This is a genomic window from Pseudomonas sp. S11P7 (assembly GCF_023195435.1).
GTDB lineage: Bacteria > Pseudomonadota > Gammaproteobacteria > Pseudomonadales > Pseudomonadaceae > Aquipseudomonas > Aquipseudomonas fluorescens_G.
In genome coordinates this window covers 1,781,085-1,800,074 of sequence record NZ_JALPKS020000002.1, presented here as the reverse complement: position 1 = coordinate 1,800,074, position 18,990 = coordinate 1,781,085, and the positions used below count along the sequence as shown (strand labels likewise).

The 18,990-nt window shown below is 61.2% G+C and carries 18 protein-coding genes; 8 read left to right on the top strand and 10 right to left on the bottom strand.

The genetic code is table 11. The annotated features are described in order from the left end of the window. Window positions 1–7 precede the first annotated feature (7 nt). Both M0746_RS08350 and M0746_RS08345 read right to left on the bottom strand, forming a co-directional pair. Window positions 8–1,252, bottom strand: a complete 1,245-nt coding sequence (locus M0746_RS08350) for an NAD(P)/FAD-dependent oxidoreductase (protein ID WP_258448775.1) — start codon at window positions 1,250–1,252, stop codon at window positions 8–10. A gap of 167 nt (window positions 1,253–1,419) precedes the next feature. Further along, window positions 1,420–1,761, bottom strand: coding sequence for an ArsR/SmtB family transcription factor (locus tag M0746_RS08345; RefSeq protein WP_093102455.1), 342 nt, complete (start codon window positions 1,759–1,761; stop codon window positions 1,420–1,422). Between the two features lie 91 nt (window positions 1,762–1,852). On the opposite strand from M0746_RS08345, the gene M0746_RS08340 reads away from it, so the two are divergent. After that, window positions 1,853–2,716, top strand: coding sequence for an MBL fold metallo-hydrolase (locus tag M0746_RS08340; protein WP_258448774.1), 864 nt, complete (start codon window positions 1,853–1,855; stop codon window positions 2,714–2,716). A 184-nt stretch (window positions 2,717–2,900) separates the two neighbouring features. Here M0746_RS08340 and bkdR read toward each other — a convergent pair whose 3' ends face one another. Continuing rightward, on the bottom strand, window positions 2,901–3,389 hold the full coding sequence (gene bkdR, locus M0746_RS08335) for a Bkd operon transcriptional regulator BkdR (RefSeq protein WP_025111414.1): 489 nt from the start codon (window positions 3,387–3,389) through the stop codon (window positions 2,901–2,903). Window positions 3,390–3,574: 185 nt separating this feature from the next. Here bkdR and M0746_RS08330 point away from each other — a divergent pair, with 185 nt between their 5' ends. From M0746_RS08330 to M0746_RS08310, 5 genes are all read left to right on the top strand, one after another. Beyond that, window positions 3,575–4,810 (top strand): 3-methyl-2-oxobutanoate dehydrogenase (2-methylpropanoyl-transferring) subunit alpha, encoded by a 1,236-nt coding sequence (locus M0746_RS08330; RefSeq protein WP_208940703.1) that lies wholly within the window; start codon window positions 3,575–3,577, stop codon window positions 4,808–4,810. A gap of 1 nt (window position 4,811) precedes the next feature. Further along, a complete protein-coding gene (locus M0746_RS08325) occupies window positions 4,812–5,870 on the top strand; it encodes an alpha-ketoacid dehydrogenase subunit beta (protein ID WP_064390582.1) in 1,059 nt (352 codons plus the stop codon). After that, complete coding sequence (locus M0746_RS08320; RefSeq protein ID WP_258448773.1) at window positions 5,871–7,142, top strand: dihydrolipoamide acetyltransferase family protein; 1,272 nt, start codon at window positions 5,871–5,873, stop codon at window positions 7,140–7,142. 7 nt (window positions 7,143–7,149) lie between these two features. Then, entirely contained in the window at window positions 7,150–8,523 is a 1,374-nt protein-coding gene (lpdA, locus tag M0746_RS08315) for a dihydrolipoyl dehydrogenase (protein ID WP_258448772.1), read from the top strand. A 243-nt stretch (window positions 8,524–8,766) separates the two neighbouring features. Further along, on the top strand, window positions 8,767–9,786 hold the full coding sequence (locus M0746_RS08310; protein ID WP_039762213.1) for a branched-chain amino acid aminotransferase: 1,020 nt from the start codon (window positions 8,767–8,769) through the stop codon (window positions 9,784–9,786). Window positions 9,787–9,974: 188 nt separating this feature from the next. On the opposite strand, the gene M0746_RS08305 is transcribed toward M0746_RS08310, so the two are convergent. The 4 genes from M0746_RS08305 to M0746_RS08290 form a co-directional block, all read right to left on the bottom strand. Next, the gene (locus M0746_RS08305; protein ID WP_258448771.1) at window positions 9,975–10,877 is read right to left on the bottom strand and encodes a TIGR03915 family putative DNA repair protein; all 903 of its coding nucleotides are present in this window, start codon (window positions 10,875–10,877) and stop codon (window positions 9,975–9,977) included. Next, complete coding sequence (locus tag M0746_RS08300; protein WP_090282821.1) at window positions 10,874–12,094, bottom strand: putative DNA modification/repair radical SAM protein; 1,221 nt, start codon at window positions 12,092–12,094, stop codon at window positions 10,874–10,876. The genes M0746_RS08305 and M0746_RS08300 overlap by 4 nt, the downstream gene beginning before the upstream one ends. A 233-nt stretch (window positions 12,095–12,327) precedes the next feature. Then, the gene (locus M0746_RS08295) at window positions 12,328–13,596 is read right to left on the bottom strand and encodes an Nramp family divalent metal transporter (RefSeq protein WP_446731292.1); all 1,269 of its coding nucleotides are present in this window, start codon (window positions 13,594–13,596) and stop codon (window positions 12,328–12,330) included. A 114-nt stretch (window positions 13,597–13,710) separates the two neighbouring features. After that, on the bottom strand, window positions 13,711–14,250 hold the full coding sequence (locus tag M0746_RS08290; RefSeq protein WP_258448769.1) for a chalcone isomerase family protein: 540 nt from the start codon (window positions 14,248–14,250) through the stop codon (window positions 13,711–13,713). A 146-nt stretch (window positions 14,251–14,396) separates the two neighbouring features. Here M0746_RS08290 and M0746_RS08285 point away from each other — a divergent pair, with 146 nt between their 5' ends. Both M0746_RS08285 and M0746_RS08280 read left to right on the top strand, forming a co-directional pair. Beyond that, window positions 14,397–15,170, top strand: coding sequence for a hypothetical protein (locus tag M0746_RS08285; protein ID WP_258448768.1), 774 nt, complete (start codon window positions 14,397–14,399; stop codon window positions 15,168–15,170). 84 nt (window positions 15,171–15,254) lie between these two features. Then, complete coding sequence (locus tag M0746_RS08280) at window positions 15,255–15,812, top strand: hypothetical protein (RefSeq protein WP_258448767.1); 558 nt, start codon at window positions 15,255–15,257, stop codon at window positions 15,810–15,812. Here M0746_RS08280 and M0746_RS08275 read toward each other — a convergent pair. The 3 genes from M0746_RS08275 to M0746_RS08265 form a co-directional block, all read right to left on the bottom strand. After that, window positions 15,802–16,518, bottom strand: a complete 717-nt coding sequence (locus M0746_RS08275) for an alpha/beta hydrolase (RefSeq protein WP_258448766.1) — start codon at window positions 16,516–16,518, stop codon at window positions 15,802–15,804. The two genes, M0746_RS08280 and M0746_RS08275, sit on opposite strands and share 11 nt — an antisense overlap. Before the next feature lie 194 nt (window positions 16,519–16,712). Next, window positions 16,713–17,825, bottom strand: coding sequence for a succinylglutamate desuccinylase/aspartoacylase family protein (locus tag M0746_RS08270; protein ID WP_258448765.1), 1,113 nt, complete (start codon window positions 17,823–17,825; stop codon window positions 16,713–16,715). Between the two features lie 203 nt (window positions 17,826–18,028). Further along, window positions 18,029–18,808: an ABC transporter substrate-binding protein gene (locus tag M0746_RS08265; protein WP_258448764.1), complete on the bottom strand. Its 780-nt coding sequence runs from the start codon at window positions 18,806–18,808 to the stop codon at window positions 18,029–18,031. Window positions 18,809–18,990: the final 182 nt, after the last annotated feature.

Sequence of the window (18,990 nt, the reverse complement as noted above, 5' to 3'; positions counted from 1 at the left end):
GGTTTTCTCAGTCGACTCTGGACAGGCCGGTCAGCCATTCGCGGCCTTTGAGCATGCCGTTCCAGTAGAACCATGGCAGCAGCGTCGCCTTGAGCCACCACGCCGAGCGGCGCGCAAGGGTCGGGTCCAGGGCAAAGGTCGGCAGCAGTTTTCCGCCATAGCCAAACTCGGCCAGAATCACCTTGCCCTTCTCCACCGTCAGCGGGCAGGAACCGTAGCCGTCGTACTTCAGCGGCAGCGCTTGTTGCTGACGCGCGGCCAACAGATTTTGCGCAACCACCACGACTTGCTTGCGCACCGCCGCGGCGGTTTTCGCATTTGTCGTGCCGCAGATATCTCCCAAGGCAAACACCTCGGCAAAGCGCGGATGTTGCAGGCTGTGCGGGTCGACCTCGCACCAGCCAGCGGCGTCGGCCAGCGCACTGTGCGCGATGAAATCCGGCGAAACCTGCGGCGGTACGACATGCAGCAAGTCGAAGGTTTTCGCCACGCGGCTGACGTTGCCCTCGGCATCCTTGACCTCGAACCAGGCGGTTTGCGCCGGGCCGTCGACTTTCACCAGATTTGAGTTAAAGGCCAGTTGCGCGTTGTATTTTTCGATGTATTTCATCAACGGCGGCACGAAGGTCGCCACGCCAAACAGCGCGGCACCGGCCAGATTGAATTCGACCTCGATATTGTTCAGCGCCGCGCTTTTGCGCCAGTGATCGCAGGACAGGTACAAGGCTTTTTGTGGCGCGCCCGCGCACTTGATCGGCATCGCCGGTTGGGTGAACAGCGCACGGCCACCGCGCAGCTTTTGCACCTGATCCCAGGTGTATTGCGCATGCTGATAGCTGTAGTTGGAGGTCACGCCGTGCTGGCCGAGACTGTCCTGCAGGCCTTCGATTTTCTCCCAGGCCAGGCGCAGGCCGGGGCAGACGATCAGGTTCTGATAGCTGACCGTGCGCTGATCGTTGAGCTTGAGTTGACGTAGCTCAGGGTCGATTGCTGTGACTGCCGCCTGCACCCAGTTGGCTTGCCGGGGCATGACGTTGCTCATCGGGCGGACGCTGTCCTTGACGTCGAAAGCGCCGCCGCCGACCAGTGTCCACGCCGGCTGGTAATAGTGATGGCTGCTCGGTTCGATCACGGTGATGTTCAGCGCCGGATCGCGCTTGAGCAGGCTGGCGACCAGCGCAATCCCGGCCGAACCGCCACCGATGACCACGATATCGGCACTGATGGATGGGCCCCAGTGTTGATCGTTCATTGCTTGTTCCTTTTGCTGCACGCAAGGATTTGTTCGGGTCAAACCAAAGAACCTGTGGGAGCTGGCTTGCCAGCGATAGCGGTGTGTCAGTCACATAAATGTTGGCTGATAAGCCCTCATCGCTGGCAAGCCAGCTCCCACAGGGTAAGTTGTGTTCCGGCTGGCATTTATTGATGGCCCAGAGTTTTGAGCACCGCCCCGCAATAAAGCCCGGACAGGGTCTTCATCACCTGGATCACTTCGTGACTGGCGAGGCCGTAAAAGATGTACTTGCCTTCTCGGCGGGTCGCGACAAGCCCTTCGTCACGCAGGATGCCCAATTGCTGGGACAGCGTCGGCTGGCGCACGCCGGTCATGGTTTCCAGCTCGCCGACGTTGCGTTCGCCCTGGGTCAGTTGACAGAGGATCAGCAGGCGATCCTCATTGGCCAAAGCCTTGAGCAGCGCGCAGGCCTTGGAGGCCGAGGCGCGCAGTTGGGCGACTTCACATTCGGTCAGACTGGATTGCATTTGCACGAGGCCTTGAAGGTCACTTAAGCTGCGAACATTATGTTTTTAGATAAAGTGTTGCAACCCATTTTCCTCGTTCAGGTTGGTGTCCATGCCCGCGCAGATTGAAGCTTTCCTCGACCCCGCCTCTTCGACCTACAGCTACGTGGTCTATGAAGTCGACGGCGGCCAATGCGCAATCGTCGATCCGGTGCTCGATTACGACGGTGCCGCCGGGCGTACCGGCACCGTGCAGGCGGACAGGATCATTGCGTTTGTCGAGGCGCATCATTTGCAAGTGCAATGGCTGCTGGAGACCCACGCCCACGCCGATCACCTCTCCGCTGCGCCGTATCTGCGGCAGAAGGTGGGTGGGAAAATCGCCATCGGTGCCTCGATCAGCCAAGTGCAGAACGTGTTCAAGACGCTGTTCAATCTGGAGCCGGAGTTCTCGGTCGACGGTTCGCAGTTCGATCATCTGTTCGCGCCGAACGAGTCATTCCACATCGGCAATCTCAAAGCCACCGCCCTGCATGTGCCCGGCCACACCCCGGCCGACATGGCCTATCTGATCGACGGCGAGCAGATTCTGGTCGGCGACACGCTGTTCATGCCGGATGTCGGCACGGCGCGCTGCGACTTCCCCGGTGGCAATGCTCATCAGCTGTTCGCTTCGATCCAGAAACTGCTGGCCTTTCCCGCCAGCGTCAAGCTGTACGTTTGTCACGACTACCCGCCCGAAGGCCGCCAATCACATTGCCAAACCACGGTCGGCGAGCAGCGTAAAAGCAATATCCATGTGCATGACGGCATCGACGAAGCGACGTTTGTCGAAATGCGCACCCGGCGCGATGCCGGCCTGGGTATGCCGACGCTGTTGTTGCCGGCCATTCAGGTGAACGTGCGCGCGGGGAATTTGCCGGCGGCGGAAGACAATGGCGTGGTGTACCTGAAGATTCCGCTCAACAAACTCTGACCCTTGGTCAGGCCCCAAAGCTGATCGTTCCCACGCTCTGCGTGGAAATGCCGCCAGGGACGCTCCGCGTTCCGCTTCAGGAAGTGACGCAGAGCGTCACGGGATGCATTCCCACGCGGAGCGTGGGAACGATCGGCCTCGGCAGGTCGGGTCGGGTCGGGTCGGGGGATCAGATCAGATCACGTTATGCGCCCAGGGTCAGGCCGTTGGCGGGTAGTGGCAACGCGGTTTTATAGCGCACCTGCTTCAGGGCGAAACTCGAGCGGATATTCGCCACCCCCGGCACCTTGGTCAGAAAATCCATCATGAAGCGCTCCAGCGACTGAATCGTCGGCACTAGCACCCGGATCAGATAGTCCGGGTCGCCGGCCATCAGGTAGCACTCCATCACTTCCGGACGATCGGAGATGGCTTCCTCGAAATGCTGCAGCGCTTCTTCGACCTGTTTTTCCAGGCTGACGTGGATGAATACGTTCACGTGCAGCCCCAGCAGGTCGGCATCCAGCAGCGTCACCTGCTCGCGGATCAGCCCCAGTTCTTCCATGGCCTTGACCCGATTGAAGCACGGCGTCGGCGATAGATTGACCGAGCGGGCGAGGTCGGCGTTGGTGATCCGCGCATTCTCCTGAAGGCTGTTGAGAATGCCGATGTCGGTACGGTCCAGTTTGCGCATGAGACAAAACCACCTGCTTTTTATGTTTATGCAGAATTTCTATCTGCAAATCACCTTCAGCGCAACGAAACACAGATAAATATTCTTCTTGGCCGCGCCTATGATTGTTGTAGGACAAGATTTCTTCTACCGAGGAATGATTGCCAGCTCACTACAAGAAATTCACAAGATCGAGCGTAGAAGCCATGACCCAAGCGTATGAACCGCTGCGTCTGCACGTCCCTGAACCCTCGGGCCGCCCAGGCTGCAAAACCGATTTTTCCTACCTGCATCTGACCGACGCAGGCACGGTGCGCAAACCTCCCATTGATGTAGAACCTGCCGACACCGCTGACCTGGCGCGAGGCCTGATTCGCGTGCTCGACGATCAGGGCAACGCCCTCGGTCCGTGGGCGGAAAACGTGCCGGTCGAGATCCTGCGCAAAGGCATGCGCGCGATGCTCAAGACGCGCATCTACGACAACCGCATGGTCGTCGCCCAGCGCCAGAAAAAAATGTCGTTCTACATGCAGAGCCTTGGCGAAGAAGCCATCGGCAGCGCCCAGGCGTTGGCGCTGAACATCGATGACATGTGCTTCCCGACCTATCGCCAGCAAAGCATTCTGATGGCCCGCGATGTGCCGTTGGTCGATCTGATCTGCCAATTGCTGTCCAACGAGCGCGATCCGCTCAAGGGCCGTCAGTTGCCGATCATGTACTCGGTCAAGGATGCTGGTTTCTTCACGATCTCCGGCAACCTCGCCACCCAGTTCATTCAGGGCGTGGGCTGGGGCATGGCCTCGGCGATCAAGGGCGACACCAAGATTGCCTCGGCATGGATCGGTGACGGCGCCACCGCCGAATCAGACTTCCACACCGCCCTCACCTTCGCCCACGTTTATCGTGCGCCGGTGATCCTCAACGTGGTCAACAATCAGTGGGCGATTTCGACCTTCCAGGCCATCGCCGGTGGTGAAGCGACCACCTTCGCCGGACGCGGCGTCGGTTGCGGCATCGCCTCGCTGCGGGTCGATGGCAATGACTTCTACGCGGTCTACGCCGCTTCTGCCTGGGCCGCTGAACGTGCGCGACGCAACCTCGGCCCAACCATGATCGAATGGGTCACCTACCGCGCCGGCCCGCACTCGACCTCTGATGATCCATCCAAATACCGCCCGGCCGATGACTGGAGCCACTTCCCGCTCGGCGATCCGATTGCGCGTCTGAAACAGCATCTGATCAAGGTCGGTCACTGGTCGGACGAAGAACACGCCGCCGTCAGCGCCGAACTAGAAGCCGAAGTGATCGCCGCGCAGAAACAGGCCGAACAGTACGGCACTCTTGCCGGCGGCCAGATCCCAAGCGCCGCGACCATGTTCGAAGACGTCTACAAAGAGATGCCGGAGCACTTGAAGCGCCAGCGTCAGCAGTTGGGGATCTGAGATGAACGATCACAACAACAATATTCAGCTGGAAACTGCCATGACCACGACCACCATGACCATGATCCAGGCCCTGCGCTCGGCCATGGATGTGATGCTTGAACGTGATGACAACGTGGTCGTGTTCGGTCAGGACGTCGGCTACTTCGGCGGCGTGTTCCGCTGCACCGAAGGCCTGCAGACCAAGTACGGCACCTCGCGTGTGTTCGACGCGCCGATCTCGGAAAGCGGCATTGTCGGCGTGGCCGTGGGCATGGGTGCCTACGGTCTGCGTCCGGTCGCTGAAATCCAGTTCGCCGACTACGTCTATCCGGCTTCCGACCAGATCATTTCCGAAGCGGCGCGCCTGCGTTATCGCTCGGCCGGCGAGTTCACCGCGCCGATGACCCTGCGCATGCCCTGCGGCGGCGGCATTTATGGCGGCCAGACCCACAGCCAGAGCATCGAAGCGATGTTCACTCAGGTCTGCGGTCTGCGCACGGTGATGCCGTCCAATCCGTATGACGCCAAAGGCCTGCTGATCGCCTCCATCGAAAACGATGACCCGGTGATCTTTCTTGAGCCAAAACGCCTGTACAACGGCCCGTTCGATGGCCACCACGACCGCCCGGTAACCCCTTGGTCGAAACACCCGCAGGCCCAGGTGCCGGACGGTTATTACACCGTGCCGCTGGACGTCGCCGCGATCACCCGTCCAGGCAAGGACGTGACCGTGCTGACCTACGGCACCACCGTCTACGTGTCACAAGTGGCGGCCGAAGAATCCGGCGTCGATGCCGAAGTCATCGACCTGCGCAGCCTGTGGCCGCTGGACCTGGACACCATCGTCAAATCGGTGAAGAAAACCGGCCGCTGCGTGGTGGTTCACGAAGCCACCCGCACCTGCGGTTTCGGCGCCGAACTGGTGTCGCTGGTGCAAGAGCATTGCTTCCATCACCTGGAAGCGCCGATCGAACGCGTCACCGGTTGGGACACCCCCTACCCGCACGCGCAGGAGTGGGCGTATTTCCCAGGGCCGTCCCGAGTGGGCGCGGCGTTGAAACGGGTCATGGAGGTCTGAATGGGCACGCACGTTATCAAGATGCCGGACATTGGCGAAGGCATCGCAGAAGTGGAACTGTCGCAATGGCACGTCAAGGTCGGCGATCTGGTCGTTGAAGATCAGGTACTGGCGGACGTGATGACCGACAAGGCGATGGTCGATATTCCGTCGCCAGTGCATGGCAAGGTGATTGCGCTCGGTGGTCAGCCGGGTGAAGTGATGGCGGTCGGCAGTGTGCTGATCAGCATTGAAGTGGAAGGCGCCGGCAACCTTAAAGAGTCCGCCGCGCCTGTGGTGACCAAAGAGCCTGCGGCGCCGACAGTTGAAACCGTCGTTGAGAGCAAACCTGCTGCAGCCGCAGCACCGCGCCCTGCTCCTGTTTGCCAAGGCCCGATGGTGGCTCGCGAAGCAGACGAGCGCCCGCTCGCCTCGCCAGCCGTACGTAAACATGCGCTGGATCTGGGTATTCAACTGCGTCTGGTACGCGGCAGCGGCCCGGCCGGTCGCGTGCTGCACGAAGACCTTGAAGCCTATCTCGCGCAAGGTCAGTCGAACGCTTCGGCACCCGCTGCCGCTGCTTATGCCCAGCGCAACGACGAAGAACAGATTCAAGTGATCGGCATGCGCCGCAAAATCGCCCAGCGCATGCAGGACGCCACGCAGCGTGCTGCGCATTTCAGTTATGTCGAGGAAATCGACGTCACCGCCATCGAAGAACTGCGCGCGCACCTCAACGAAAAGCACGGTGCCAGCCGTGGCTGGTTGACCTTGTTGCCGTTCCTGGTGCGTGCACTGGTCGTGGCCTTGCGCGACTTTCCGCAGATGAACGCCCGTTACGACGACGAAGCGCAAGTCATCACCCGCCTCGGCGCGGTGCATGTCGGCGTCGCCACGCAAAGCGATGTTGGCCTGATGGTGCCAGTGGTGCGTCATGCCGAGGCGCGCAGCCTGTGGGATAGCGCTGCGGAAATCTCGCGCCTGGCCAACGCCGCGCGCAATGGCAAGGCCAGTCGCGACGAGTTGTCCGGTTCGACCATCACCTTGACCAGCCTCGGTGCGCTGGGCGGCATCGTCAGCACGCCGGTGCTGAACCTGCCGGAAGTGGCAATCGTCGGCGTGAACAAGATCGTTGAACGGCCGATGGTCGTCAAAGGCCAGGTGGTGATCCGCAAGATGATGAACCTGTCCAGCTCGTTCGATCACCGTGTGGTCGACGGCATGGACGCGGCGCTCTTCATCCAGGCCATTCGCGGCCTGATCGAACAACCTGCCACTTTGTTTGTGGAGTAAGGCGCCCATGCAATCTTTGAACACCACGCTGCTGATCATCGGCGGCGGCCCCGGCGGTTACGTCACGGCAATTCGCGCCGGGCAACTGGGCATCCCCACGATTCTGGTCGAAGGCCAGGCGCTGGGCGGCACTTGCCTGAACATCGGCTGCATTCCGTCGAAGGCGCTGATTCACGTCGCCGAACAGTTTCACCAGACGCAACATCACAGTCAGCATTCGGCGCTGGGCATCAGCGTTTCGACGCCGATCCTCGACATCAGCAAGAGCGTCGAATGGAAGGACGGCATCGTTGATCGCCTGACCACCGGCGTTGCCGCGCTGCTGAAGAAGCACAAGGTTCAAGTCATTAACGGCTGGGCGAAAATCATCGACGGCAAAACCGTCGAGGTGGGCGATACGCGCATCCATTGCGAACATCTGGTACTGGCCACCGGGTCGACCAGCGTCAACCTGCCGATCCTGCCGATTGGCGGGCCGATCATCTCCTCCACCGAAGCGCTGACGCCGAAGTCGGTGCCCAAACGCTTGATCGTGGTCGGCGGCGGTTATATCGGTCTGGAACTGGGCATCGCCTATCGCAAACTCGGTGCCGAGGTCAGCGTGGTCGAGGCGCAGGATCGCATCTTGCCGGCTTACGACGCGGAACTGACGCAACCCGTGCATGACGCGTTGAAGCAACTGGGCGTTAAGTTGTATTTGAAGCACAGCGTGCTGGGTTTCGATGGCACTTTGCAGGTGCGCGACCCTGAGGGCGAAACCCTGAATCTGGAAACCGATCAGGTGCTGGTCGCCGTCGGCCGCAAACCGAGCACCCAGGGCTTCAACCTCGAAGCGCTGAATCTGGACATGAACGGTTCGGCGATCAAGATCGACAGCCGCTGCCAGACCAGCATGCGCAACGTCTACGCCATTGGCGACCTCAGCGGCGAACCGATGCTGGCGCACCGCGCGATGGCGCAGGGCGAAATGGTCGCCGAGCTGATCAGCGGCAAGACCCGCGAATTCAACCCGACCGCCATCGCTGCAGTGTGCTTTACCGACCCGGAACTGGTGGTGGTCGGCAAGACCCCGGACGAAGCCAAGGCTGCGGGACTGGACTGCATCGTTTCCAGCTTCCCGTTCGCCGCCAACGGCCGGGCGATGACCCTGGAATCGAAAAGCGGTTTTGTCCGCGTGGTCGCGCGTCGCGACAATCATCTGATTGTCGGCTGGCAAGCGGTGGGCGTTGGCGTGTCGGAGTTGTCGACGGCGTTCGCGCAAAGCCTGGAAATGGGCGCGCGCCTGGAAGACATCGGCGGCACCATCCACGCCCACCCGACGCTGGGTGAAGCGGTGCAGGAAGCGGCGTTGCGTGCTCTTGGGCATGCGCTGCATCTGTGACACTTGATCGTTCCCACGCTCCGCGTGGGAATGCAGCCGGGGACGCTCTGCGTCCCGACAGCCGAACGCGGAGCGTCCGATGAGGCATTCCCACGCAGAGCGTGGGAACGATCAGGCGTAGGAACGATCGGCGGAGCGAATTCCGGCTGCGAAACCGCTCAAGAATGAAGTATTGTTGTGCCCATCCAAAAAACGTCAGAAGCCTTGAACCGTTTCGGCGGTTGTTCAGTGATAGAGGGTGTCATGGGTAACGAGAGCATCAATTGGGACAAGCTGGGTTTTGATTACATCAAGACCGACAAACGCTATCTGTCGTACTTTCGCGATGGCGAGTGGGACAAAGGCACCCTGACCGAAGACAACGTGCTGCACATCAGCGAAGGCTCGACGGCTCTTCACTATGGCCAGCAATGCTTCGAAGGCATGAAGGCCTATCGTTGCAAGGACGGCTCGATCAACCTGTTCCGCCCGGACCAGAACGCCCTGCGCATGCAGCGCAGCTGCGCGCGGCTGCTGATGCCGACTGTGGACACCGAGCAATTCATCGAAGCCTGTAAAGCCGTGGTTCGCGCCAACGAGCGTTTCATCCCGCCTTACGGCACCGGCGGCGCGCTGTACCTGCGTCCGTTCGTGATCGGCGTCGGTGACAACATCGGCGTGCGTACCGCACCCGAGTTCATCTTCTCGATCTTCTGCATCCCGGTCGGCGCCTACTTCAAGGGCGGCCTGACCCCGCACAACTTCCAGATCTCCAGCTACGACCGCGCCGCCCCGCAAGGCACCGGCGCCGCCAAGGTCGGTGGCAACTACGCGGCCAGCCTGATGCCGGGCTCGAAAGCCAAGAAAGCCAACTTCGCCGACGCGATCTATCTCGACCCGATGACCCACACCAAGATCGAAGAAGTCGGCTCGGCCAACTTCTTCGGGATCACCCACGACAACAAGTTCGTCACCCCGAACTCGCCATCGGTGCTGCCAGGCATCACCCGCCTGTCGCTGATCGAACTGGCAAAATCGCGTCTGGGCCTGGAAGTGGTTGAAGGCGACGTGCTGATCGACAAACTGGCGGACTTCAAGGAAGCCGGCGCTTGCGGCACCGCTGCCGTGATCACCCCGATCGGCGGCATCAGCTACAACGACCATCTGCATGTGTTCCACAGCGAAACCGAAGTTGGCCCGGTGACGCAGCAGCTCTACAAAGAGCTGACCGGCGTGCAGACCGGCGACATCGAAGCGCCAGCGGGCTGGATCGTCAAGGTTTGATTTGACGGTTCTGGCTAAAGAAAGCCCTCCACCAAGTGATTGGTGGAGGGCTTTTTTGATTGTGGTTGTTGGTTTTTTTGGGTAAGGCTGGAGATCTTTTCCCCTCACCCCAGCCCTCTCCCCCAAGGGGGCGAGGGGAAAGGGAGCAGATCGTTGGGCTTTTCAAAACCTGAGTTCGACTCGAGTTCTCAGGTCGATGTAGTACGGGCGGGCTCCTCGGTCGGCTCCCTCTCCCTCCGGGAGAGGGCTGGGGTGAGGGTAGGCTTTTCGCTCTTCAAGGCAATCCGCTTACCCGACCGCGCCGCAATCCCGCTTGCCTGCCCATCCCCCTGCTTGCCCATCCGCGCCTGCGTAATCAACCCGGGAATCAATTCCCCCTCCGGCAGGTTCTTCCAGAACCGCACCGGCAAATGCCCTTGCATGACCTTGGGGTTCAACCGCGCCGGGTTGAAGATGTGGCTGTAATAGGTCAGCCACAGATCACCATGGGGATCGTCAACGTTCTGCGCCAGTTGCTGCCATTCCACCGGGCATTGGCGCTGATGGATCAGTTGCTCGCCATCGTAATAAACCCCGTCCCGGGGCGTGGCGATCAGCCAGCGATGGCGGCCCATGCGTCCGATAAAATGCGCGCTGGCGCTGTGCAGGATGTCGTGCGCCGGTTCATGCCACGCGACGTATTCGGGCCCGGCGCTGTCTTTCGGTCGTTCGATGAAGCGCACGAACGCATGCAGATGATGAGCTTCACGATTCACCTGTTTGATCCGCCGCTGCAACTCGCTGCCGAGTTTGTCGCCGGCCATCATCGCGGTACGGTCGCCGTGGCTGACGCGCCACAACACTTCGTACAGCAAACTCCAGCGCTGATCACCGCGATAGCGCGAGGCCTGTTCCAGGGTGTCGAGCAACGTTCGCGGAATGCGCGCCTGAAACGGCCCCTGCCCTTCAGGCACCGGGTCGTCATTGGCGAACAGATCGCCGACGCCCTGCGTGGCCCAACTGACCAGACTCGGGTCGATTTCGTGGCTGAGCAGCCAGCGCGCCTGCTGGCGCCAGGTATCGAACAGGTCGTCGCAATCGAGATTGATCATCCCCACAACCCCATCTGCTGCGGCATCGGCCGGTCGCGCAATTGCTGATAGAGCATGTGGCTGGTGACTTCGGCCTGCTGCGGATGGTAATCGCTGGTGATGATGAACGGCTTGGCCTTGGCCAGTACGCAACGCATGCGCGCGACGTCTTCGTAGCGGATGCGTCGCTGTCGGCGCAACTCGACCAAACGTTCAGTGGTGCGCAGACCGATGCCGGGAATGCGTGCGATCAACGAGGCCTCGGCACGATTCAGATCCAGCGGAAACACTTCACGATTCTGCAACGCCCAGGCCAGTTTCGGGTCGATGTCGAGCGCCAGATTGCCCGGTCCCTTGAGCAATTCGTCAGCGCTGTAGCCATAACTGCGCAAGAGGAAATCGGCCTGATACAAACGGTGCTCGCGCATCAGCGGCGGCGCGGCCAGTGGCACGCTTTTCGGGCTGTCGGGGATCGGGCTGAACGCCGAGTAATAAACCCGGCGCAGACGGAAGTTGCCGTACAGGGATTGAGCGCTATGCAGGATGGTGCTGTCGTCGGTGTCATCGGCGCCGACAATCAATTGCGTGCTCTGCCCGGCCGGGGCGAACTTCGGCGCGCGCGGCTCGTTAAGCACGGTCTGCACGCCGGTGTAGATGGTGTTCATCGCTTGCTTGATCGAGCCAATGTCCTTCTCCGGCGCCAGGGTTTGCAGGCTGGCATCGGTGGGCAGTTCGATGTTGACGCTCAGGCGATCGGCGTAACGCCCGGCCTCCTCGATCAGCGCCGGATCGGCCTCGGGGATGGTCTTGAGATGGATGTATCCGCGAAACTCATGCTCCTCGCGCAACAGCTTCGCCACCCGCACCAGTTGCTCCATGGTGTAGTCCGCCGAGCGAATGATGCCGGAGCTGAGAAACAGCCCGCTGACACAGTTGCGCCGGTAGAAATCCATGGTCAGCGCCACGACTTCCTCGGGGGTGAAACGCGCGCGCGGCACATCGCTGGAACGGCGATTGACGCAGTATTGGCAATCGTAAAGACAGAAATTGGTCAGCAGGATTTTCAGCAGCGACACGCAACGCCCGTCCGGCGTGTAGCTGTGGCAAATGCCCATGCCATCAGTCGAGCCCAACCCGCTCTTGCCCTCGGAGCTGCGCTTGGGCGCGCCACTGCTCGCACAGGACGCGTCGTACTTGGCGGCGTCGGCGAGAATGCTCAGCTTGTCGATGATTTGCATGGCGCGGGCTCTTTACTGTGTGCATATACAGTATAGGCTCGACCGCTTTGACACAAGGTGACGGATAACCCCCTCGTCGGGTGGTGTTGCCTAGGCTCGCTTGTATTGCGGGACCTGATCGTTCCCACGCTCCGCGTGGGAATGCAGCCACGGACGCTCCGCGTCCGCTGTGACGCAGAGCGTCACGGGAGGCGTGACCACGCAGAGCGTGGGAACGATCAGTCTGTCAAAGATCAAACCACCCACTGCGAAATCAGCCAGCCATTCGCCCCGCTGATCACCACAAACACCCCCCACGCCAGCACCCGCGTCGGCCAGCGATTCACAAACGGCCCCATCAGTTGCTTGTCATTGGTCATGCGAATCAACGGATACAGGGCAAACGGCAATTGCAGACTCAACACCACCTGGCTCAACACCAGCAACTTGCCGATGGCGTTGTCGCCCATCAGCCACACGCCAATGAACGCCGGAATCAGCGCCAGCCCTCGGGTGATCAACCGCCGCTGCCAGCACGGTATCCGCAGGTTCAGATAACCCTCCATGATCACCTGCCCGGCGATGGTGCCGGTGAAGGTTGAACTCTGCCCCGACGCCAGCAACGCGACGCCGAACAACACGCTGGCCAGTGCCCCGCCCACCAGCGGATCGAGCAAGTGATAGGCATCCTGAATGTCCACCACATCGGTGTGCCCGGACTGGTGAAACGCGGCAGCGGCGAGGATCAGGATCGCCGCGTTGACCAGCAGCGCCAGCGCCAGTGAACCGATGGTGTCGATGCGCGCCAGTTTTACCGCATCCTGCTTGCTCGCCAGGTCCTTGCCGATCATCCGCGTCTGCACGATCGAGGTGTGCAGATACAGGTTATGCGGCATCACCGTGGCGCCGAGAATACCGATGGCCAGGTACAGCGGTGCGGCATCGCTGATCGCCGCCAGTGAGGGTTTGAAGCCTTGGGCGACGTCCGGCCAGTAGGGTTTGATCAACAGCAATTCAACGAAAAAACACACGCCGATGGTCGCCACCAGCACCAGCATGATCGCTTCCAGCCGCCGGAAGCCGCGATTCTGCAGGGCCAGCACCAATAGCGTGTCGAACGCGGTCAGGGCGATGCCGAAGGTCAGTGAACAACCGAGTAGCAAGTGAAACGCCAGGGCGCAACCGAGCACTTCGGCAAGGTCGGTGGCGATGATCGAGATTTCCGCCAACACCCACTGCAAGCGCGCGGTCGGGGTGCTGTAGCGCTCGCGCGACAGCTGTGCCAGATCGCGTCCGGTGGCAATGCCCAGCCGCGAACACAGGCACTGCACGACCATCCCCGCGAGGCTCGCCAGCAACACCACGAACAACAGGCTGTAGCCAAACCGCGAGCCGGCCTCGATCGCCGTCGCCCAGTTGCCGGGGTCCATGTAGCCGATCGACACCAGCAAACCGGGCCCGGCAAAACGCAGTACACGTTTGAAGAACGCGGCAGAAGGGTCGACCGCAACGCTGCCGGCCACTTCCGGCGGGCAAAACGGCGCGGTGGCGAGTTTGGGCAAGCTGAATTTCACGCACACATCCAGAAACAAGTCGAAAGGACGCAGCTTAGACGGTTCGCCCGGTGCGGTGGAAGGTCAAGGTTGGCGGGTGCCCAACAATTGCTCGCGCAGATCGGGATTGCGCGTGCGCGGGTCGAGCCAGATATCGAAAAACGCCCGGGCGAACTGCGGATCGTCGATCTCGTGCTGCAAGCGCTGGCCGACAAAAAACCGCGCGCCCTGCCCCGGCAGATAGACCCCGGTGATCCGCGTGCCGGCCTGCACATCAACGAACGATTGCTCCATCTGCGCTTGCCACCCGGCCAGTTGCGCTGGACTTACACGATTACCCGACAGCCGTTTGATCTCGTCGACGCTGGCCTGCACCAGGTCGTCGCGGGAAATCTTGCGGCGGTAGATCAGCTCCAGCGCAAACGGCTGTTCATCAGCCAGCGGGTGTGCGGCACTCCACAGCCGTGCATCGTAAACGTCGAAACCGAACACGCTGAATTCGCCGCTGCCAATGATCTGCGCCCCCGGCACCGCGTCCTGCCAATTGGCCCAGGTCGGCGTCAGCAACAGCGCCCACAGGCCGATGCCGCAACAGCCGCGAAGCATTTTTGAAGTTCTGTTCATCGCGCATCGCTTCCGGCCGACCTTGATAGTCAGAGCATAGCCGTAATTGCTTTCGAGTTTTTGTATACAAAAATTGCAAACATAGGCAGCAATCACTTTTCCACGGTGCTAACGTGGCCTCCCTGCATCCCGATGGAGACACCTGCGTGCTGATCCTTAAACTGCTGCTGATTCCGGCCTTCCTCTTGCTCATCTCGCTGGCGGGCAAACGCTGGGGGCCGAGTGTGGCCGGATGGCTGTCGGGGTTGCCGGTGGTGGTCGGGCCGATTCTGTTTTTCCTCGCCATCGAACAGGGGCCGGAGTTTGCCGCGCAATCGGCGGTCGCAGCCCTATCGGCGATGTTTGCGATGATTGCTTTCTGCATCACTTACGCGCAGGTGGCGCAACGGGCGAACTGGCCGTGGGCACTCGCGGCCTCGCTGGCCGTCTGGACGGTACTGGCGCTGCTGCTGTCGCTGGTGCCGCCGTCGCTGCCGTTTTCGTTGGCGGCAGCGACGATTGCGCTGCTGGCCTCGCCTTATCTGTTTCCGCTGGTGCAGCCCGTGCTGAACGCTCCTGCGCCAAAGTCCGACCGACTGGTCTGGCGCATGCTCGCCGGTGCCGCGCTGACGTTGGCGGTGACGATGCTGGCCAGCACCGTCGGCGAGCGCTGGAGCGGTTTGCTCGCGGTGTTCCCGGTGCTCGGCAGCGTGATGGCGGTGTTCTCGCAGCAGACCCGCGGCCCGGCCTTCACCGCCGCGCTGTTGCGGGCGACGGCGACCGGCATGTATTCATTTTCCGCGTTCTGTCTGGTGTCGGCGCTGACCCTGCCGAGCCTTGGCCTGAACGGTTTCATCGTCGGTGTGGCGGTGTCGGTGGCCATGCTCGGGGTGACCAGAAAACTGCTGGCCCGGCCAGTGGCCAACGCGCCGGCGCAGTAACCGCTCGGGCGAATCGTGCTGGAACGTGCGCCCCGCTCCGTGGGATCATCGCCCGCCTCGCGCGACCATCCCACGGAGATTCACATGTCATTGTTGAGCAAAAAAGCTGCCGTCCTGCTGCTGTCGGCGGTTGCCGCTCTCGGCGCGATCAACGCGCAAGCGGCCAAGGAAAAATCCACCAGCGAAAAAGTCTCGCTGCTCGATGGCAAGTTCAGCTTCGTCCTGCCCAAAGGTTTCGTCGCCGACCCGCTGCCGCCAAGCCCGAGCGGCGCCAAGGGCACGATGTACACCAACCAGGCGACGAAAACCGTGGTCATCGCCGCTGAAAACCAGATTCCGCAAGGGCAGAACGTCAAGGACAACGACGGACCGTTCCTCGACGGTGCGGTGTCCAGCTTCATTGAAGACCAGCGCAAAGCCCTGCCGGATTTCAACAAGCTCAGCGAAAAAAGCCTGACCCGCAAAGGCACCGGCCTCGGCTTGCGCCAGGTCGACAGCACCGCCACTCAGGGCGGCGGCCAGACCCTCAACACCACGTTGATGGCCGGCTCCGGGACGAAAATGGCGCTGGTGCAGGTGATCTCCCGCGCCAGCGACAAGAAAGGTCACGACGCGCTGATCAAGACCCTGCTCAAGGATTGAGCTGCTGTAGCCAGCCGCTCAGGTCGCGCAATTCCGCCGCTGTGATGCTGTGACCGATGCCGGGGTAAGCGTGAAACTGCGGCTTGTAGCCGAACTTTTGCAGTTGCGCGTTGGCTTCGGTGCCGAGTCGGTAAGGCACCGGATCATCGGCGGTGCCGTGGCCGATGAAGATGTGCAGCGGCAGCGGCGCCTGCCCGGCCTGCAACTGGCTTTTCAGTACCGGCAGCAAACGTCCGCTCAACGCGGCAAACCCGCCGATGACCAGCGGCGGCCGCAGCCCTACCTCGTAACTCATCATCGCGCCCTGGCTGAAACCGATCAGGTACACCTTCTCCGGGGTCGTGTGATATTTGCCCGTGGCTTGAGTGATGAACTCACGCAGCTTCTGGCCGCTGACTTTCAGATCATCGGTCTCGCCGTTGTAGGCTCCTTCGCCCTTTTTGCGAAACCACTGGTAACGTCCTTCACCGAGCTCCATCGGCGCCCGCACCGACAGGTAGTTGTACTGCGCCGGAAGCTGAAATTTCATCCCGATCAGATCGGCTTCGTTACTGCCGTACCCGTGCAGGAAAATCACCAGCGGCCGCGGCTCGGCATCGGGGTGGACCTGTTCGAGGTATTTGAGCGGCAGATCGGATTGCAGGGTAGTTTGCGCGTGGACAGCGGTGGATGCGAGCAGGGTCAGCAGAGCGAATATCTTCAACATTGCAGCGTTCCTTCACAGAGTGTCGGGTTCGGGGGGAGCCTAACATTCTGAAAGATAGCGGTGTTGCCGCTCACGCCATCGCTGGCAAGCCAGCTCCCACAGAGAGCGAGGGAGATTGCAAAAAATGTGTTCACCGCAAAACCTGTGGGAGCTGGCTTGCCAGCGATGAGGCCATCCGCCTCAACGAAAATCTGTCAGTCGTTGGTCAGCTTGCCAGTGCGAAACGGCACCCGCCCCGCCACTTTCGCCTGCCAGATCCCCGGTTCGGTATAGCGCCCGCGATCCAGCGCAAACAACACGCCGCTGGTACCGGCGCGCACGGTGCTGACGCGGTCTTGCAACGGGTCGACCACTTCAAACAATGCGTCGCCCTTCTCCACCCATTCGCCGGCATTACGCAGGAAACTCACCACGCCATGGTGCGGTGCAAACAGGTACTCGGTGCCTTCGAACGGTAGGCCTTCGCAGCATTCGCTCGGCACCGCCGGCCATTCGCCGCTGATGAAACCCTGCTCGGCGAGAAAGCCGAGGATCGCCTCGCAATTGGCCTGCGCCTGATCGACCCGCGTGTCGCCCATGCTGCCCAGTTCCAGCGTGGTCGCCAGATTCGCTGCCGGAATCGCCGCCTGCGGAAACGCCCGCGCCAGGCGCAACCATGGTGTCGAGCAGGATTCATCGAACGAGCTGCCGCCAGAATCCTCACACAACAACGCCACACCGGCCCTCAAGCGCGCCGCCAACGATTGCCATTGCGGCCAGTGTTGCGGCAGTGCGTAGAGGTGAATCGCCGCATCGAAATCGCAATGCAGATCAAGGGTGATATCGGCGTCGCAGGCGTGGCGCAGCAACAGCCGATGCAGCGCTTCCAGTTGCGAAGCCGGCGCCGGCAGCGCCTCGAATACCTCGCCCATGGCCTTGCGGATCAGCGCGACGTTAGCCTCGGCATCCGCGCCCAACCGCTCGCCGACCAGCGCCGCAACCGGCGCGCTGAGTTCGACAAACGCGCGGTTGAAATTCTTGCCGCTGCCCAGTTCGAAACGGCCCATGTGCGCGCCTTGCACGTGCTGATCGAGGCCGATCGGGTTGGCCACCGGCACCAGTTCGATCATGCCTTGCAAACGGCCTTGTTGTTCAAGTTGGTTAAGACGTTGCTTGAGTTCCCACGCCGTGCGCATGCCCGGCAATTCATCGGCGTGCAGGCTGGCCTGGATGTACACCTTGCGAGTGCCTGCGCCATAGCGAAACACGCTCAGAGAACGCTCGCTGCCCAAGTGGCTCCAGGGCAGGATGTGGTCGATGCGTTGCATGGGGAAACTCCTGAAATATGAGCGCGACACAAATCCCCTGTAGGAGTGAGCCTGCTCGCGATAGCGGTCTGTCAGTCAATCATGATGTTGAATGATAAACCGCTATCGCGAGCAGGCTCACTCCTACAGGTTCTTCGTCGGTAGGAAGAAAGCATAAAAAAAGTGGCCACCGCGCAAGCGGGGCCACTTTTTTCTAACGCGTATTAATGGCCGTACACGTCAAAATCGAAGTACTTGTCCTGGACTTTCTTGTATTCGCCGTTAGCGCGGATTTCGGTGATGGCTTTGTTGAACTGCTCGGCCAGCGCGGTATCGCCCTTGCGCACTGCAATGCCGGCGCCGCCGCCGAAATACTTGGCGTCTTCGTAGGTCGGGCCGACGAATTCGAAGCCTTTGCCGGCGTCGGTTTTCAGGAAACCGTCGCTGAGGTTGACCGAGTCGGCCAGCATCGCGTCGATACGACCGGACACCATGTCGAGGTTGGCTTCCTGTTGCGAGCCGTAGCGCACCAGTTCGATCCCGGCCGGGACCAACACTTCGGTGGCGTAGCGATCGTGGGTACTGGCACGCAGCACGCCGACTTTCTTGCCCTTGAGTTCGGTCAGCGGGTCTTTCACGCCCGAGCCTGCCTTCATCACGAAGCGCGCCGGGGTGTGGTAGTACTTGATGGTGAAATCGACGTTCTTCTTGCGATCGTCGGTGATGGTCATCGACGACAGGATCGCGTCGATCTTCTTCACTTTCAGCGCCGGGATCAGGCCGTCGAATTCCTGCTCGACCCAGGTGCATTTGACCTGCATCTGCGCGCACAGGGCATCGCCGATGTCCACGTCGAAACCGGTGAGTTTGCCGTCAGGGGTTTTCATCGAGAATGGCGGGTAACCGGCTTCGATACCGATGCGGATCGGCTTGGCGTCGGCGGCCACGGCGGTCAGGGACAACATCGACAGTGCCAGGGCACCGAACATCACTAGCTTGTTCATTTATAACTCCTGTGTGCGGAGGCTTTTATTGGCAGCTTCGAGTCAGCGTTCGGTCCGGCCTTGGAACGGCAAAAACCGACGTGGCCGGCAGTCTATGGCGGCGCGCACAGGGCAAATTGTGTTTAAGCGACAAATACTTATGTAAGTTCGGCGCAGCGCTTGACCGGGGTCAAAGGCTGCGC

Excerpts from the sequence above, each read along its gene's own strand:
- M0746_RS08350 (WP_258448775.1), bottom strand. The coding sequence starts at position 1,252 with ATGAACGATCAACACTGGGGCCCATCCATCAGTGCCGATATCGTGGTC.
- M0746_RS08345 (WP_093102455.1), bottom strand. The coding sequence starts at position 1,761 with ATGCAATCCAGTCTGACCGAATGTGAAGTCGCCCAACTGCGCGCCTCG.
- M0746_RS08340 (WP_258448774.1), top strand. The coding sequence starts at position 1,853 with ATGCCCGCGCAGATTGAAGCTTTCCTCGACCCCGCCTCTTCGACCTAC.
- bkdR (WP_025111414.1), bottom strand. The coding sequence starts at position 3,389 with ATGCGCAAACTGGACCGTACCGACATCGGCATTCTCAACAGCCTTCAG.
- M0746_RS08330 (WP_208940703.1), top strand. The coding sequence starts at position 3,575 with ATGACCCAAGCGTATGAACCGCTGCGTCTGCACGTCCCTGAACCCTCG.
- M0746_RS08325 (WP_064390582.1), top strand. The coding sequence starts at position 4,812 with ATGAACGATCACAACAACAATATTCAGCTGGAAACTGCCATGACCACG.
- M0746_RS08320 (WP_258448773.1), top strand. The coding sequence starts at position 5,871 with ATGGGCACGCACGTTATCAAGATGCCGGACATTGGCGAAGGCATCGCA.
- lpdA (WP_258448772.1), top strand. The coding sequence starts at position 7,150 with ATGCAATCTTTGAACACCACGCTGCTGATCATCGGCGGCGGCCCCGGC.
- M0746_RS08310 (WP_039762213.1), top strand. The coding sequence starts at position 8,767 with ATGGGTAACGAGAGCATCAATTGGGACAAGCTGGGTTTTGATTACATC.
- M0746_RS08305 (WP_258448771.1), bottom strand. The coding sequence starts at position 10,877 with ATGATCAATCTCGATTGCGACGACCTGTTCGATACCTGGCGCCAGCAG.
- M0746_RS08300 (WP_090282821.1), bottom strand. The coding sequence starts at position 12,094 with ATGCAAATCATCGACAAGCTGAGCATTCTCGCCGACGCCGCCAAGTAC.
- M0746_RS08290 (WP_258448769.1), bottom strand. The coding sequence starts at position 14,250 with ATGAACAGAACTTCAAAAATGCTTCGCGGCTGTTGCGGCATCGGCCTG.
- M0746_RS08280 (WP_258448767.1), top strand. The coding sequence starts at position 15,255 with ATGTCATTGTTGAGCAAAAAAGCTGCCGTCCTGCTGCTGTCGGCGGTT.
- M0746_RS08275 (WP_258448766.1), bottom strand. The coding sequence starts at position 16,518 with ATGTTGAAGATATTCGCTCTGCTGACCCTGCTCGCATCCACCGCTGTC.
- M0746_RS08270 (WP_258448765.1), bottom strand. The coding sequence starts at position 17,825 with ATGCAACGCATCGACCACATCCTGCCCTGGAGCCACTTGGGCAGCGAG.
- M0746_RS08265 (WP_258448764.1), bottom strand. The coding sequence starts at position 18,808 with ATGAACAAGCTAGTGATGTTCGGTGCCCTGGCACTGTCGATGTTGTCC.